21 protein-coding genes are annotated in these 14,945 nt (G+C 63.1%); 11 read left to right on the forward strand and 10 right to left on the reverse strand.

Annotation, left to right across the window (positions count from 1 at the left end; genetic code table 11):
• The first annotated feature begins 61 nt into the window (after positions 1–61).
• Complete coding sequence (locus AC0L2Y_RS07040; RefSeq protein WP_473554871.1) at positions 62–793, forward strand: SGNH/GDSL hydrolase family protein; 732 nt, start codon at positions 62–64, stop codon at positions 791–793.
• 13 nt (positions 794–806) lie between these two features.
• Here AC0L2Y_RS07040 and AC0L2Y_RS07045 read toward each other — a convergent pair whose 3' ends face one another.
• Positions 807–986 (reverse strand): hypothetical protein, encoded by a 180-nt coding sequence (locus AC0L2Y_RS07045; RefSeq protein WP_473555355.1) that lies wholly within the window; start codon positions 984–986, stop codon positions 807–809.
• A 185-nt stretch (positions 987–1,171) separates the two neighbouring features.
• Here AC0L2Y_RS07045 and AC0L2Y_RS07050 point away from each other — a divergent pair, with 185 nt between their 5' ends.
• The 3 genes from AC0L2Y_RS07050 (at position 1,172) to AC0L2Y_RS07060 (ending at position 2,626) form a co-directional block, all read left to right on the forward strand.
• Complete coding sequence (locus AC0L2Y_RS07050) at positions 1,172–1,339, forward strand: hypothetical protein (protein WP_352489312.1); 168 nt, start codon at positions 1,172–1,174, stop codon at positions 1,337–1,339.
• A 141-nt stretch (positions 1,340–1,480) separates the two neighbouring features.
• Positions 1,481–1,888, forward strand: coding sequence for a hypothetical protein (locus AC0L2Y_RS07055; protein ID WP_473554873.1), 408 nt, complete (start codon positions 1,481–1,483; stop codon positions 1,886–1,888).
• Positions 1,889–1,906: 18 nt separating this feature from the next.
• Complete coding sequence (locus AC0L2Y_RS07060) at positions 1,907–2,626, forward strand: helix-turn-helix transcriptional regulator (RefSeq protein ID WP_023678491.1); 720 nt, start codon at positions 1,907–1,909, stop codon at positions 2,624–2,626.
• Positions 2,627–2,685: 59 nt separating this feature from the next.
• Here the strand turns inward: AC0L2Y_RS07060 and AC0L2Y_RS07065 are convergent, their stop codons facing one another.
• From AC0L2Y_RS07065 to AC0L2Y_RS07075, 3 genes are all read right to left on the reverse strand, one after another.
• Positions 2,686–3,381, reverse strand: a complete 696-nt coding sequence (locus tag AC0L2Y_RS07065; protein WP_292655650.1) for a DUF1013 domain-containing protein — start codon at positions 3,379–3,381, stop codon at positions 2,686–2,688.
• A gap of 351 nt (positions 3,382–3,732) precedes the next feature.
• On the reverse strand, positions 3,733–3,873 hold the full coding sequence (locus AC0L2Y_RS07070) for a DUF1127 domain-containing protein (protein ID WP_023720976.1): 141 nt from the start codon (positions 3,871–3,873) through the stop codon (positions 3,733–3,735).
• Positions 3,874–4,019: 146 nt separating this feature from the next.
• Positions 4,020–5,030: an NAD(P)H-quinone oxidoreductase gene (locus AC0L2Y_RS07075; RefSeq protein ID WP_352489314.1), complete on the reverse strand. Its 1,011-nt coding sequence runs from the start codon at positions 5,028–5,030 to the stop codon at positions 4,020–4,022.
• A gap of 124 nt (positions 5,031–5,154) precedes the next feature.
• On the opposite strand from AC0L2Y_RS07075, the gene AC0L2Y_RS07080 reads away from it, so the two are divergent.
• The 3 genes from AC0L2Y_RS07080 (at position 5,155) to AC0L2Y_RS07090 (ending at position 7,011) form a co-directional block, all read left to right on the forward strand.
• Positions 5,155–5,349 (forward strand): DUF1192 domain-containing protein, encoded by a 195-nt coding sequence (locus tag AC0L2Y_RS07080; protein WP_023678495.1) that lies wholly within the window; start codon positions 5,155–5,157, stop codon positions 5,347–5,349.
• A 95-nt stretch (positions 5,350–5,444) separates the two neighbouring features.
• Positions 5,445–6,692, forward strand: coding sequence for an MFS transporter (locus tag AC0L2Y_RS07085; protein WP_352465767.1), 1,248 nt, complete (start codon positions 5,445–5,447; stop codon positions 6,690–6,692).
• A 31-nt stretch (positions 6,693–6,723) separates the two neighbouring features.
• Positions 6,724–7,011, forward strand: a complete 288-nt coding sequence (locus AC0L2Y_RS07090) for an ArsR/SmtB family transcription factor (RefSeq protein WP_023678497.1) — start codon at positions 6,724–6,726, stop codon at positions 7,009–7,011.
• 143 nt (positions 7,012–7,154) lie between these two features.
• Here AC0L2Y_RS07090 and AC0L2Y_RS07095 read toward each other — a convergent pair whose 3' ends face one another.
• The gene (locus tag AC0L2Y_RS07095) at positions 7,155–7,811 is read right to left on the reverse strand and encodes a glutathione S-transferase family protein (RefSeq protein WP_352489316.1); all 657 of its coding nucleotides are present in this window, start codon (positions 7,809–7,811) and stop codon (positions 7,155–7,157) included.
• Between the two features lie 56 nt (positions 7,812–7,867).
• On the reverse strand, positions 7,868–8,719 hold the full coding sequence (locus tag AC0L2Y_RS07100; protein WP_473554876.1) for an alpha/beta fold hydrolase: 852 nt from the start codon (positions 8,717–8,719) through the stop codon (positions 7,868–7,870).
• Positions 8,720–8,815: 96 nt separating this feature from the next.
• On the opposite strand from AC0L2Y_RS07100, the gene AC0L2Y_RS07105 reads away from it, so the two are divergent.
• The 3 genes from AC0L2Y_RS07105 (at position 8,816) to AC0L2Y_RS07115 (ending at position 10,172) form a co-directional block, all read left to right on the forward strand.
• A complete protein-coding gene (locus tag AC0L2Y_RS07105) occupies positions 8,816–9,340 on the forward strand; it encodes a winged helix-turn-helix transcriptional regulator (RefSeq protein WP_473554879.1) in 525 nt (174 codons plus the stop codon).
• A 75-nt stretch (positions 9,341–9,415) separates the two neighbouring features.
• Positions 9,416–9,646: a hypothetical protein gene (locus tag AC0L2Y_RS07110; RefSeq protein ID WP_023678501.1), complete on the forward strand. Its 231-nt coding sequence runs from the start codon at positions 9,416–9,418 to the stop codon at positions 9,644–9,646.
• 94 nt (positions 9,647–9,740) lie between these two features.
• Positions 9,741–10,172, forward strand: a complete 432-nt coding sequence (locus AC0L2Y_RS07115) for a GlcG/HbpS family heme-binding protein (RefSeq protein WP_473554880.1) — start codon at positions 9,741–9,743, stop codon at positions 10,170–10,172.
• Positions 10,173–10,182: 10 nt separating this feature from the next.
• Here the strand turns inward: AC0L2Y_RS07115 and AC0L2Y_RS07120 are convergent, their stop codons facing one another.
• From AC0L2Y_RS07120 to AC0L2Y_RS07130, 3 genes are all read right to left on the reverse strand, one after another.
• Positions 10,183–10,584 carry a hypothetical protein gene (locus tag AC0L2Y_RS07120; RefSeq protein ID WP_023720966.1) on the reverse strand — a complete coding sequence of 134 codons (402 nt, stop codon included), beginning with the start codon at positions 10,582–10,584 and terminating at the stop codon, positions 10,183–10,185.
• 199 nt (positions 10,585–10,783) lie between these two features.
• Entirely contained in the window at positions 10,784–10,966 is a 183-nt protein-coding gene (rpmF, locus tag AC0L2Y_RS07125) for a 50S ribosomal protein L32 (protein ID WP_006203806.1), read from the reverse strand.
• 139 nt (positions 10,967–11,105) lie between these two features.
• Positions 11,106–11,864: a biosynthetic peptidoglycan transglycosylase gene (locus tag AC0L2Y_RS07130; RefSeq protein WP_352540340.1), complete on the reverse strand. Its 759-nt coding sequence runs from the start codon at positions 11,862–11,864 to the stop codon at positions 11,106–11,108.
• A 79-nt stretch (positions 11,865–11,943) separates the two neighbouring features.
• Between AC0L2Y_RS07130 and AC0L2Y_RS07135 the strand changes: the two genes are divergently transcribed.
• Positions 11,944–12,861 (forward strand): polyprenyl synthetase family protein, encoded by a 918-nt coding sequence (locus AC0L2Y_RS07135; RefSeq protein ID WP_473554883.1) that lies wholly within the window; start codon positions 11,944–11,946, stop codon positions 12,859–12,861.
• Between the two features lie 159 nt (positions 12,862–13,020).
• Here the strand turns inward: AC0L2Y_RS07135 and AC0L2Y_RS07140 are convergent, their stop codons facing one another.
• Positions 13,021–14,910 (reverse strand): potassium/proton antiporter, encoded by a 1,890-nt coding sequence (locus tag AC0L2Y_RS07140; protein WP_352489321.1) that lies wholly within the window; start codon positions 14,908–14,910, stop codon positions 13,021–13,023.
• Between the last annotated feature and the right edge of the window lie 35 nt (positions 14,911–14,945).

Raw genomic sequence — 14,945 nt, forward strand, 5'->3', positions numbered from 1 at the left:
GTTCACCTTCAGTACAACATGCGCTAAGTGCTGTTCGCTATGCCCTAAAAGGGGACTTGCCATGCGGCGCTTTCCGACCCTTCTCACCTGGCTCGCCTTTCCGGTCTATGTCTGGCAAGGACTTGGCGTGCGTCGTCGCACAACCCGCATGCTGCCGGCACAAGGTCCGGTCATGCACGAGATATCTGGCCTGGCACCAGCAATCTCGGTTCTGGTGCTTGGCGATTCCTCCGCCGCCTCGGTAGGCATCGGCAATTCCGAAAACGGATTGGCCGCGCAACTGGCGGTTCTGATTGCGCAACGCACCGGCCGCACCGTGCGCTGGCGGGCGGCCGGCTTCAACTCGGCAACCTCTGGCCAGATCCGCGATCATGTGCTGCCCAATCTATCGGCCGATCCGTGGACGCATATCGTGCTGGCCATCGGCACCAACGACACCAAGAATTTTCATTCGGTACCGCGCTTCAAGCGCGAGTTTGGCGGCCTGCTCTATGCGCTGCGCGCCAAATGGCCGGAGGCGCGCGTCGTGTGGTCGCCGGTGCTGGAGTTCACCCGGGCGCCGGCAATGCCGCCGCTGCTCGGCAAGATCCTCGAAATACGCGCCGTCGAAATGAACCGGATGGGCGAGCGCCTTTGCCTCGAGCGCGGCGCCATACCGGCGCCCCGCCTGCCGATCACCGATGCCGATGCCGGCTTCGCATCGGATGGATTTCACGCTTCGGAAGCCGGCTACCGAGCCTGGGCGGAACATCTGGTCAGCCTGGTGGTCGCCAACGAACCGGGCGTCGCGTAGCGGGCCGCCGGCACTACGTCCAGTGCCCGAGCACCGCCGTGATCGAAATCGCCGCCATCGCCAGCAGCGCCAGCTTCCAGAAATCGCGGCGCCGCTTCAGCCCGGGCCAGCCGAGCGGCTTGATCAGCTGGATGACCATCATGGCGACGATGACGAGCGCGAGGAGTTTCGACATGCCGCCTTTGATCAGCATCGCGGCTGGCTGTCAAAGCGGCTCCGCGATCGCCGTCTTTCCACTGCGGCAGGCCTCTTTTCAGCACTGGCTGATCACTTCGGTCGACAAATCGGAATGCCGGTCACGAGAGACGCACCCTCCTGACAGACTGCTGTCAGCAGGGGTGTGCGATAGTGCCTGCATCGAAAAAGAGGAGACCAGCCATGAACGGTATTACCATTCTGCGTAGCGTGCAGCACTATGTCGGCAAGATCCGGACGATGCGCAATGAGATCCGCACCCAGCGGTTCATGAACACCCTTCCGGCGGACATCCGCAAGGATATTGGTTGGCCGGACATGTATGGCGACCGCCGCAATGGCGGCAATTGAGGCAAGCTTTCTGCGTGGCGTTTGGATGCGACCTAGCGACGAGCTGAAATGGACATGCTGAAGCCTCCTGACAGTATGGTGTCAGGAGGCTCGTGCGATAGTGCGATGGCCGCCGGAGCCGGATGGCCGAGAGGACGATCGATGAAAAGCTGGAACGACAGGCTGAACACGCCTGGCATCAACGGCATAAAACCGTCGCCACGCACCATCGGCGACGTCGTCGAAGGCCAGCCGATGCTCGTTCCTACAGTTCGCCACGTCGATGCATTCATCCGCTCCATCCCCGAAGGCATGGACATGGATATACGCGCTGTGCGCACCTCTCTTGCCATCGAGCACGGTGCCGAGGTGACATGTCCGGTCACCATCGGCTATCATCTGCGCACCGTCGCCGAGGCCGCCAACGAGGATATGGAGCGTGGCGTGGCGCTGAGCGACATCGCGCCATTCTGGCGGGTGCTCGACGCAAGCACGCCGACAACGAGGAAACTGTCCTTCGGCGCGGCCTTCGTCGCCGCGCAGCGCAAGCGCGAAGGGCTGGAACGATAGACGCCGAGGGACCATACGATGCGCCGCGCCGACAGGCTCTTCCAGATCGTGCAGCATCTGCGCGGTGGCCGTCTGGTCACCGCCCAGAAGCTGGGCACGTGGCTCGAGGTTTCCGAGCGAACGATCTATCGCGACATCGCCGACCTGCAGTCGACCGGCGTGCCGATCGACGGCGAGGCCGGTGTCGGCTACATGATGAGGGAGGGTTTCGACCTTCCGCCGCTGATGTTCACGCGTGACGAGATCGTCGCGCTGGTCGCGGGCGCCCGCATGGTGCGCGCCTTTGGCGGCGCGGCCATGGCGCGAGCCGCCGACGAGGCGCTGGTCAAGATCGGCGCCGTGCTGCCCGACGCCGAAAAGGACCGCATCGCCCGTACCGAGATCCACACGCCGATGTGGGTAGTAAGCGATGCCGCTCGCGAAGCCATCGACCTGATCGAGCGCTCCATCGAGAAACGCCAGGTGCTGACCATCGACTATTCGGATGAGGCCGGCCGCAGCACCGCGCGCGACATCCGCCCGCTCGGCCTGTGGTTCTGGGGCAAGGTGTGGACCTTGGTCGCCTGGTGCGAGATGCGCGGCGATTTCCGCGCCTTCCGCATCGACCGCATCGCTTCGGTGGTCATCGCCGGCCGCACCTTCAAGCCCGAGCGCGGCAAACAGCTCGCCGATTTCTATCGCGCGGTGGAGCGCAGCGAGGATTATGGCATGGCGCCGGACCGCGCGGCGCGAAGCTGACACGGAAGATCACAAAAAGGCCCGCTTGAAAGCGGGCTTTTTTGTTTTGGATGCGAGACCTACTCCTCTTCGTCGGCGTCCTTGTCCTTCGACTTCAGCGCCGAAAGCTTGGCGAAGACGGCGTTGGCGTCGAGTTCCCGGTCCTCGTCCTTCGGCTTTTCGGGCGCCGGCACCAGCCGTTCGGTCAAGGCGGCCGGCAGCAGCGTATCGCCGACCGGCTGCGCCTGCTCACGGCCGCGCGAGGCGCGGTTGATTTCCATATCGAGGTCGATTTGCGACGTCAGGCCGAGTGTCACCGGGTCCATCGGCTGGAGATTGGCGGAGTTCCAGTGCTTTCTGTCGCGGATCTGGTCGATCGTCGACTTCGTCGTGCCGACAAGGCGGGCAATCTGCGCATCCTTGAGCTCGGGATGGTTGCGCACCAGCCAGAGGATGGCGTTGGGCCGGTCCTGGCGCTTCGACAACGGCGTGTAGCGCGGACCCTTGCGCTTGGATTCCGGCACCCGCACCTTGGGATCGGAGAGCTTCAGCCGGTGGTTCGGGTCCTTCTCGGCACGCGCGATCTCGTCGCGAGTGAGCTGGCCGGTCATGATCGGGTCCATGCCCTTGATGCCTTGCGCCGACTCGCCGTCGGCGATCGCCTTGACCTCAAGCGGATGCAGTCCGCAGAACTGCGCGATCTGCTCGAAGGAAAGCGCTGTGTTGTCAACCAGCCAGACGGCGGTCGCCTTTGGCATCAGCAGCGTATTGGCCATCATAAAAATCCTTCTCGTTCGCCCGCGTTCCCGCGCGGGCGGTGGTTTAGAGCCACCAAAATGGGAAAATCGCGGTCTATATAACCGCTCGCTCGCCGTTTCGCAATGTTTTTGGAAGGCGCGTCAAGGACGGCATGGCAGCGCGACCAGCAGACCGCGAAGGGTCGGCACATGAAGCCATGCAGTCGAAGCTTCAAAAAGACAAAGCCCGCCAGACCAAGGTCGGGCGGGCTCGGAACCGGCGACGGAAATCCGTCTGCTGCGGCTCTGGCTTCTAAGACGTGATCCCGAACCGCGGCTCGGCGTTGCGGAAAAGCAGCGCCCGGTCTTCGGGCGGGATCGTGCTCGAGATCAAAGCCCTTGGCGGGCGATTCTCTCGATGTCGCCGCGGTTGATGCCGAGGTCGTTGAGCTGACGAGCATTCAGCCGGTTCAGTTCGCGCACGGTTTCGTTGTACATGCGCCAGTTACGGAAAGCGCGGATCGGGTTCATGGTAGTCCTCCATTTCGTTGGATCATTCGTTTCGATGACGCGTAAATAGGCATCGCTGCTCAGGAATTGAACAGACGCTTTTGCATGGCCGCAATGCGTTTGTTGCATTGCACCATTAAGCTTTCGTTCAGTCTATTTGCGGGCCGTCAGGCGACATCGAGCACAATCTTGCCGATGTGCTCACCCTCCTCCATCCGCTCATGCGCCCGCCAGGCTTCCTTGAGCGGAAAGATCGTGTCCATCACCGGCGCAACCTTGCGCGTGCCGAGCAGCGGCCAGACCTGCGCCTCCAGCGCCGCAGCAACTGCCGCCTTGAACTCCACTGTGCGTGGCCTGAGCAGCGATCCCGTGTGCACGAGCCGCTTGGTCATCATCTTGAAGAAATTGGCGCTCGCCACCGCTCCGCCCTGCGTCGCGATCTGGACGATGCGGCCTTCCACGGCCGCAGCCTCGTAGTTTCGCGCGACATAATCGCCGCCGACCATGTCGAGGATGACATTGGCGCCCTTGCCGCCGGTTGCCTCCTTGACCGCGGCGACGAAGTCCTCCTCGCGGTAGTTGATCGCCCGGTCGGCGCCAAGCTTGAGGCAGGCTTCGCATTTCTCCTTGTTGCCGGCGGTGGTGACGACATAGGCGCCGAAAGCGGCAGCAAGCTGGATCGCCGTCGTGCCGATACCCGACGAGCCGCCATGCACGAGCAGCGTCTCGCCGCTCTTCAGGCCGCCGCGCTCGAAGACATTGTGCCAAACAGTGAAGTAGTTTTCCGGCAGCGCCGCCGCTTCGGTGTAGGTAAAGCCGGCGGGCAGCGGCAGCACGCTGCCGGCGTGCACTCTGACATATTCGGCATAGCCGCCGCCCGCCGTCAGCGCACACACCCGGTCGCCGACGCGCCAGCGCGATATCTGGTCACCAAGGGCAGCGACTTCGCCTGCTGCTTCCAGGCCCGGCAGATCCGATGCACCCGGTGGCGGCGGGTAGGCGCCCTTGCGCTGCTGCACGTCCGGTCGGTTGACGCCGGCGGCACGCACCCGGATCAGGATCTCGCCGGGACCGGGAACCGGCACGTCGCGGGTTTCCGGTTTCAGCACCCGCGGCCCGCCCGGTTCCGATATGGCGATCGCCATCATCTTCGCCGGAATTTTCTGTGCGTTCGCCATGAATTTTCCCGTCGTGCTTCGCCGGTTTCTCGTGCCAGCTCTTGCCCGCCATTTGCATCCATACCCTTGCCCTATGTATGCTCATTGGCAAATCAGGCAAATGGGCAATCACGGAGGAGCGACGATGGCGATCTTCGACGACGAACCCAAGAAGAAAGCGCGCCCGCACGAGATCGGGCAGGATCTGTCGCTGCTTTCCGTCGATGAATTGTCCGAACGGATCGGCATCCTGCGCGACGAGATCGCCCGGCTGGAAGCCGAGCTCAAGACCAAGGGCTCCACCAAGTCGGCGGCAGAGGCGCTGTTTCGCCGCGGGTAGCACTGCGGGTAATTCCAAAAGCTCGGGCACGCCGCCGAAAAGCCCGAATGCCCCCTGTCTCCAGACTCGTGCCCAAACCCCAGCCGGATTGAAAAATGTTCGCAAGCTACAGACCGATCCTCTCGCTGCTGCGCGGCACCGCGTTCCTGCTGGCGGCATCTGGGCTGCACGGGCTGCTGTTGCCGCTGCGCGGCCAGGTGGAAGGCTTCTCGACGGCATCGCTCGGCCTGATGGGCACGGCTTGGGCCGGCGGCTTCGTCACCGGCTGCTTCTTTGCGCCACGCATCGTGCGCCGCGCCGGCCATGTCAGGGCTTTCGGCGCCTTTGCCGCATCGGGAGCGATCGTCGCACTGCTCACCGGCCTGATCATCGACGAATATACCTGGATCCTGCTGCGCGCCTTCACCGGCTTCACCATGGCCGGCGCCTTCATGGTCATCGAAAGCTGGCTGAACGAGAAGGCCACCAACGAAAACCGCGGCACCGTCTTCGGCCTCTACATGATGGTCACCTATGCTTCGATCATGGGCGGTCAGATGATCGTTGCCGGCGGCGACGTGAAATCGGCGTCGCTGTTCATGATCACCGGCATTCTGTTCTGCCTGTCGCTGATCCCGACGGCGGTCTCGACGGCGTCGCACCCCAAGCCGCTGCAGGACGTGTCGCTCGACGTCAAAGGGCTCTACATCAATTCGCCGGTATCGGCGATCGCCTGCGTGCTGATCGGCATTGCCAACGGCGCCTGGGGTACACTTGGTGCCGTCTATGGAGCGCGCATCGGCATCTCGACAGCCGAGATCGCGCTGATGATGAGCCTCGTGGTCATCGCCGGCGCCGCCATGCAGCTTCCGGCCGGACGGCTCTCCGACACGACGGACCGTCGTTTTGTGCTGGCGGGCGCGGCATTCGGCGCTGCACTGTTCGCCATCGCCATCTTCCTGTTCGAACCGCGCTCCGGCGTCTTCGTCATCGTCTGCACCGCCGCCTACGGCGCCTTCGCCTACACGCTCTATTCGATCGCGGTGGCGCATGCCAACGACCATGCCCGATCGGAGGACTTCGTCAAAGTGTCGGGCGGCCTGCTGCTGCTTTATGGCTTCGGCACGATGATCGGTCCGCTGGTGGCCGCCGGCCTGATGGGCTGGATGCGCCCCGAGGGGCTGTTCCTGGCTACCGCACTCGCGCATCTCAGCCTGGCCGGCTATACGCTGCTGCGCATCAGCCGTCGCGCGCCGGTGCCGATAGAAGGCCGCGATGCCTTCAAGACCCAGCCGGCCGACCGCTCGGTAACGCCGGAAGCGTTGCGGCTCGACCCGCGCAGAAAAGCTGAAACCGACGGTTGAGATTCGAGGCGCTTTGCCCCACAAATAAGGCATGATGCTTTCCGACGCCTTCATGGCGATTGCCGATCCCAACCGGCGCCATCTCTTGGAAGAGCTCCGGCGCGGACCGAAGACCGTCAACGAATTGGCATCCGGCTTGCCGGTGTCCCGCCCGGCCGTTTCGCAGCACCTGAAGGTGCTGCTTGATGCCGGGCTGGTCAACGCCAAGCCGGAAGGCACCAGGCGCGTCTATACGGTCAGCAATGCCGGCTTCCTGAAGCTCAACATCTGGCTTGACCAGTTCTGGGATGCGGAGCAGCTCGGTTCACCCGGAAGCTGAGAGGCGTCGTCAGCGCGTCGAGCAACTATGCAGCATCGGGACCAGAGCAATTCCCGGAAAAGTGTGAAACGGTTTTCCGTCCGGAATTGCGCAAAAACAAATAGATAGAGCGGTTCGTCGTTTCCGTGAAACGATGAACCACTCTAGCCATTGTTGTAGGGGAAGAGCTTGAAATAAGGCTGCGCTTCCTCGATCACACGGGCAATCGACGGGCGTTGCATCAACCGGTCGTGATAGCGCCTGACCGCAGGATATTCGTCTCCGAACGGCTCGACCTTGTTGGCGTAGAACAGCGCGGGGGCGGCAGCGCAGTCGGCCATGGTGAAGCTCGTACCCACCGCCCATGTCCTCGACTCCATGTCCTGTTCGATGACGGCGTAGGAACTGCGCAGCTGGGCGCGGGCCTGCTCGACGCCGAACGGATCGGTCTTGCCCTCCGGCCGCAGCCGGTCGCCGACGATCTTCTGCATCGGTTCCTGGACGTAGAAGTCATAGAAGCGGTCGGCGAGCCGGGTCTGGCGAGCGAGATCGAGATCGGCGGGGATCAGTTCGACCGGCCCAGGATAATACGCGTTGAGATATTCGATGACGATCGTCGATTCCGGCACGGTCCGGTCCAGTGCTTCATCGCGCAGCACCGGCATCTTGCCGAGCGGCCACAATTTCAGAAACGCCGCGCGCGACTGTTCATCGCCGAGATCGACGACGACGGATGTGAATGGCGTGTTGTTCTCATAGAGCGCGATCAGCGGCTTCCAGCAGAAGGAGGCCAGTGGATGAAGATGCATAGTCAGAGACATTGTTTGCCATTCCTTGGGTGGTTCGTCTCGTGGAAATTCGGTGTCGGGGTCGGGTACTATTTGGCCTGGCTGTGGGTGACGATGGCATCGATGATCGCGGCCCAGTCGTCGCGATGCAGCTCGTGGCCGCCGCCCTCGATCCGGAGCAGCCTTGCACCGGCGACCGCGTCGGCAAGAGCGGCGCCATGCTCGACTGGAAAGATGGGATCGTCGGTGCCGTGGATAACGAGGAGCGGGATTTTCATGTCGCGCAGCCGACCCGTCCAGTCTTCGCCGCTCCCATCTTCGCCACTCTTGAGCATGAAATGATTGGTCGCACTTAGAAAACCGCCGGACCGGTCATAATCCTGTTCGACGAAAGCTCGCGTTCGCTGCTCGTCGAAAGAGTGCGCGGCACCGGTGAGCGCATGCGCGTCCTTGACGATGAAATCGACCACTTGGCCACGGTCCGACCAGTCGACCTTGGCGCCTTCAGCCGAGTGTTTCCTATAGGCCTCGGTGGTTCCGGGCAGATGCGAAGTATCGATGCCCAGGGGCGAGCTGCTGATCACCGTCAGCGAAGTGACGCGCGACGGGTATTTCAACGCAACGAGCTGCGCGATCATGCCGCCCATCGACATGCCGACCACATGCGCCTTTCGGATTCCATGGTCGTCAAGGACGCGGATAGCATCGTCCGCCATGTCGTCGAATGTATAAGGCGGCTCGCCCGGCGCGTATTTGGCCGAACGGCCGGTATCGCGATTGTCATAGCGGATCACGAAGCGACCCTCGCCGGCCAGCTTCCGGCAAAACGCTTCGGGCCACCAGAGCATTGAAGCCATGGCGCCCATGATCAACAATACCGCCGGATGTGCCGGATCGCCGAAGGTCTGGGATACGATTTCGGGGTGTTCGGCGTTTTTCATGGCTTTCCTCCTTGGGCTTCCAATCCGATTGCAATTTGCAATCAGTTGCACAATATTAAAACCGATACGATAATGCAACCGGTTTTGGAGATTCGCATGAACATCGATCGTCGGTCCGGATGCCCCATCAACCTGTCGCTCGAAGTGTTCGGCGACCGGTGGAGCCTGATCATCCTTCGCGACATCATCTTCGGCGGCAGACGCCACTTTCGCGAACTGCTCAACGGCTCGATGGAGGGCATCGCCTCCAACATCCTCGCCGACCGGCTGAAGCGGCTGATGGAGCTCGGCATGCTGACCAAGGCGGACGATCCCTCCCACAAGCAAAAGGCGATCTACAGCCTGACCGAAATGGCCATCACGCTGGTGCCGATCCTGGCGCATCTCGGCGCCTGGGGCCGCGTCTGGCTGCCGGTCAGCGAAGAGCTCTCTATCCGTGCCGAGCTTCTGGAAAAAGGCGGCCCGCCGATGTGGGAGAAGTTCATGAACGAGTTGCGCCACGAGCATCTGGGTGCGTCTCCTGCTCCATCCGAGCCCACCGTCCGCGCGACTTTGCAGGCCGGATACGATGCGGTGATCGCCCGCAACGCGCGGAGCATCGGCTGCGATCCGGCGCCATGACCAACTTATTTTCCCAATTGCGGGCTGGCTCTGCTATCAAGGGGTTAAGATAATTCACGGGATTGGATAACGCTCTTGGTCGAGAACTCTAAGGACACTGCCCGTGCGCGGGCCGATTTGCGCTTCAAGAAACAGGAAGAGGCAGCCACGGTTCGCCAGAAGGCGATGGCGGAATATGTCGCCGAGAGCGACGCTCGCCAAGCCAAGACCAACAAGCTGCGGGCGCTGCGCCTCGCCAAGGAAGCGGAAGACCTGGCCAATGCGCCTCCCGCCCCGGTGAAGAAGCCTCGCGCCAAGAAAAAATAAACCGGCGCTCCCAGACGCATACTTCATTTCGTACACGAAACAGTTCACCGGGATGTTTCTGCCGGTTGATAACTGGCGCGTTTAGGAGACCGGCATGACCGCACTGACGCTCGACAAAGCCGTTGAAATCATCGCCGCCGCCTTTGCCAAGGGTGCCGAGCTCAAGCTCAGGCCGCTTGGCGTCTCGGTGCTCGACGCCGGCGCCCATCTGGTCGCGTTCCAGCGTCAGGACGGCGCGTCGTTCCTGCGTCCGCAAATGTCGGCCGGTAAGGCCTATGGCGCGCTCGCTATCGGCATGGGCTCGCGCCGGGTGGAAGCTTTCGCCAGGGAGCGCCCGCATCTGATCGCCGGCATCTCCGACGTGTCGGGCGGGCGCGTCCTGGCGGTCGTCGGCGGCGTGCTGATCCGCGACGAGGCCGGCACGATCATCGGCGCCGTCGGCATTTCCGGCGATACTTCAGACAGTGATGAAACGGCAGCCATCGCCGGCATCGAGGCGGCTGGCTTTAGCGCCGACCCCGGCTGAGCCGGGATCCTTAATTCATGTTGATGTCGCGGCTGGCGGACCGCATCGACACCGAAAAGCCGGCCAGCACATCGATCAGCGCTATGACCATCAGTGTGAAGAAAACGGAATGGGCGGCGCCCTTCACCAGCAGGAACTCGACCAGATAGGCCACAAAGACGAAGGTCGACAAAAGGTGGTCCATGATCGAGGCATTTGTCGTGCGCGTCGATTTCACCACTTCGACAAACAAGAAGATCAGTGCGATCAGCACGATGAGATCGCCGAGGGTCATCGAGAACACGCCACCCGACATCATCCGGACCGAAAACATTTCGGTCGCCCACGGATCGTCGCCGCTGCCGAATATTCCCAGAAGCCCGAGATTGTAGAGGATGAAAGGCACGATCAGCAGCGGGATGGCACCGAACATGTGGCGGCTCCGGTTGGACTGATCTTTGTAGAGTGCGCCCGGCGTTCGCCGTCAAGAATTTTCGTGCGGTCGATAAACACGGACAAAGACGGCGTGAAACAACAATGTCAGGCCCGGCTGATATGATCGGTTGTCGCAAACGCAAAAAGACCGGCCAATGGCCGGTCGTTTCGCAACCCATAAACCGTCGAAAGCTCTCTCAGCTTTCCTTCGGCTCCAGAACCTGGCGACCGCGATACATGCCGGTCTTCAGGTCGATATGGTGCGGACGGCGCATCTCGCCGGAGTTCTTGTCCTCGACATAGGTCGGGGCCTTCAGTGCGTCGGCAGAACGGCGCATGCCGCGCTTCGACGGAGAGGTTTTTCGTTTCGGAACGGCCATGGATATGCTCCACTACATGGTCAAAACGCCCCGGCGGCCCTCGTGAAAGGGCCACATCAGGGGCCGGAATCTGAGAAAGTCGGGTGCCTATACACGCCCGACGGCGTTTTGACCAGCATCACCGTGATTTTTTTTAACACTATCGCAGGCAACCGACATAGGCGCCGGCGCGGCCTGCGCGCCGTTCGATCAATGCGGCAAGCCGCCTCAGTCCCGGCCCGGGCTTTGCCGGATTGCGCACGATCGGGTTCGGCAAGGTGACGGCAAGCAGCGCTGCCTGCCGGCGCGACAGCTGTTTTGCCGAGACGCCGAAATGGTGCTGGGCGGCGGCCTCGATGCCGTAGATGCCCGGTCCCCATTCGGCGATATTGAGGTAGATCTCCATGATACGCCGTTTCGACAGCACCGCATCGAAATAGACGGCCAGCGGCAGTTCGACGACCTTACGGACCGAGCCCAACGGCCGCGACCATAGATAAAGGTTCTTTACCGTCTGCATGGTGATGGTCGAGGCGCCACGTGTCATCTCGCCGGCGAGCGCATCGTCGACGACGCCGCGCAACTCGCCCAGATCGACGCCGCGATGGAAACAGAACTGCCCGTCCTCCGACATGATGACCGAATATGCCAGCACCGGCGCGACATCGTCGATGGAAACCCAGCGCCGATCGTAGCCGGAAAACGTCGCCAGGTCCTTCAGCATCAATGTCGACACCGGATGCACGAATGACGGCAGGTACAGGAAGGTCAGCACCACCGGCACCAGCGCCAGCACGACCGCGACGGCGATGCCGCGCCGGACCCAGCGTTGAAGACCGATGCGGCTGCCGCGTCTCGGTCTCGCCATGTCCAACCCTTCGGTTTCGTGATCGACGATCGGTTCCGCCAAGCCACCCAATCCGCGCTGCTCCCTGCCCCCGGCATAATGGCGCTTGGCTTCTTGCGCAACGTCTGAGTGTCGGCTACCGCTCCCGACCATGACGAAAGACGACCAAATGGCATTCGAAGCTGCACTTATTGCCCGGGCAGTTCCGCTCGAGGCGCTGCTGAGGCGATTGCTCGACGGACGGACGCTTGCAGGCGAGGTCGCGCGGCCCGAACGCCTGATGGCGGCCATGCGACATGGCGTGCTGAACGGCGGCAAACGACTGCGTCCCTTCCTGGTCATGGAAAGTGCTGCACTGTTTTCAGCCGATGGCGAGGCGGCGCTGCGCGTCGCGGCGGCGCTCGAATGCGTGCACTGCTATTCTCTCATCCATGACGATCTGCCGGCCATGGACGACGACGATTTGCGCCGCGGCCAGCCGACTGTACACAGGGCTTTCGATGAGGCGACCGCCATTCTTGCGGGCGACGCCCTACTGACGCTTGCCTTCGACATCCTTGCCGACGAGGCGACAATGCTGCCGGCCGAGCGCAGGGCAGCGCTGGTGCTGGCACTGGCCCGCGCCGCCGGGGCGGGAAGCATGGTCGGCGGCCAGATGCTCGATCTCGAGGCCGAACGAAGCCGGCCGGATGAGGCCGGCATCATCCGGCTTCAGGCGATGAAAACCGGTGCGCTGATCCGCTTCGCCTGCGAAGCGGGAGCCATCCTTGCCGGCGCGCCGTCGGGCGACCGCGAAAGGCTGGCCGAATTTGGTTCGGCGATCGGGCTTGCCTTTCAACTTGCCGACGATCTGCTCGACCTGACCGCCGACGCGCATCAGATGGGCAAGGCGACCGGCAAGGATGCCGCGGCCGGCAAGGCGACGCTGGTCGCGCTGCACGGACCGGGCTGGGCGCGGGACCAGCTCCATGGCCTTGTCGACCAGGCTCATGCGTTGCTCGAGCCCTATGGCGAACAAGCCGCGCTTCTGAAACAAGCGGCGCAGTTCGTCGCGGCCCGCAACAATTAAGGCGCCCCTATGGCGCACCGGAGAATTGGCGACTGATCGGCCGGATGCCCTCGCAGCCGACCGATCGGGATTCCGGCGATGTCGGACCACATGGCCTCGCCACGCCAGTTGCCGAGCCATTCTTCGGCCTCGCAGCAGGATTCCGCGGGTCGACAGCGGTCAGCTTTCGCCAGTTGTCTTTTCCACCGCGGGCGGCCGAACCGGTTCCAGCTCGGCCGCCGCCTCGACCGCCTGCGCTTCGGCCGGCTTGCGCCGGTTGCGGATGAACGCGGCGATGCGGTCGCGGATTTCACCGGCGCTGAGGAATACCGGAACGCGCGCCACCGGGGCGGTCGGCTCAAAGGACAGGCCAAGGCCGGTGATCCTGCCCTTGTCGTCGACGTCGCGCACGATCAGCTCGATCGGACCGAGCAGCACGCGGTCGGCGTATTCGGCGTGGCCGCCGAGCCGCGTAGTAACCAGGTCGCCAATGCTGAGCTTGCGTTCCGCTTCGGTCAGGCCCGGCGCATAGGCGGTCTCCAGTTCCTCGGCGGAGCGTGACGGATCGACGGCGAAGGCGCCGAAGAAATCCGCGTCCTCGGGATCGACCACGGCACGGCTGGCGAACAGCTTGTCGAGCAGGCGCGGATAGCGGTCCGGCACGAAGATGTAGACATGGTCGCCGGCCGCCAGCCGGCCCATGTCCTGGAAGCGCATCGAGCGTCCGTCGCGCAACACCAGCGACGGCCGCGCCCAGCGCGGTATGCGTTCGCCGCGCGCCACCGGGCTGCCAGGTGCCACGCGGTAGGCGAGAAGCTCATGATGGGCGGAGCCCGGCAGTTCCAATTCGACCTTGTCGAGCGGTCCCAGTCGGGCCGGCACGATAAGGCCGAGGCGGCGTGCCAGCGGCCCGACGGTCCATCCCTGGATGATCAGCGAGACCAGCACGATGATAAAGGCAGTGTTGAAGATGAGGCGGCCGTTCTCAAGGCCGCCGAGCAGCGGCGTGATGGCAAGCAGGATCGACACGGCGCCACGCAGGCCAACCCATGAGACGAAGGCGACTTCCGGGCGTGGCAGACGAAATGGCATCAGGCACAGCCAGACGGCGATTGGCCGTGCCACAAATATCAGGAACAGGCCGAGCAGCACTGCCGGCACCAGGATCGCCGGAAATTGCGAAGGCGTCGCGAACAGGCCGAGGATCAGGAACATGATGATCTGCGCCAGCCACGACATGCCGTCCTGGAAGCGCTTGAGGATGGTGACGGCCCGGATATCGGAATTGCCGGCAATCAGGCCTGCGAGATAGACCGCCAGAAAGCCGGAGCCGCCGACGGCGCCGGCGGCAGCGAACACCATCAGCGACAGCGTCAGCACGAAGATCGGCAGCAGGCCGTGATCGAGATTGAGGCGATCGACAAGGCGCACGATGGCCATGCCGCCGAGAATACCGATGACCGCGCCGAGCCCCATGTTGACAAGGAAACCGACGGCAAGATCGGTAACCAGCACCTTGGCCTCGGGGTGGGTGTTGGCGGCGATGACCTCGACCAGGGTGATGGTCAGGAAGATGGCGATTGGGTCATTGGTGCCGGATTCCACCTCGAGCGTGGACCGCACGCGCTCGCGCAAATTGATCTCGCCGGCGCGCAGCAGGAAGAACACCGCCGCGGCGTCGGTCGAGGCGACGGCGGCACCGAGCAGGAAGGATTCCAGCCAGGTCAGGTCGAGCAGATAATAGGCGGCGGCGCCGAACAGACCGGTGGTCAAAAGGACGCCGAAGGTCGCCAGCGACAGCGCCGGCCCGGCCGCCTGCCGCAAGGCGTTGAGCGGCGTGCCGAAGCCGGAATCGAAAAGGATGACCGCCAGCGCCAATGAGCCGGCAAAATAAGCAACTCGGGCATTGTCGAAATGGATGCCGAGACCGTCGGTTCCGGTGGCGAGGCCGATGCAGAGAAACAGCAGCAGGAGAGGGGCGCCGAAACGGAAGGCGATCAGGCTCGAAAACGCGGCGGCAACGACAAGTGCTGCGCCAACGAGCGTCACCAGATAGATACCATGCTCCATTCGTTGGTCGCCCCTAGTCGATATGCTCCGGCATT

Source organism: Mesorhizobium sp. WSM4830 (genome assembly GCF_055811495.1).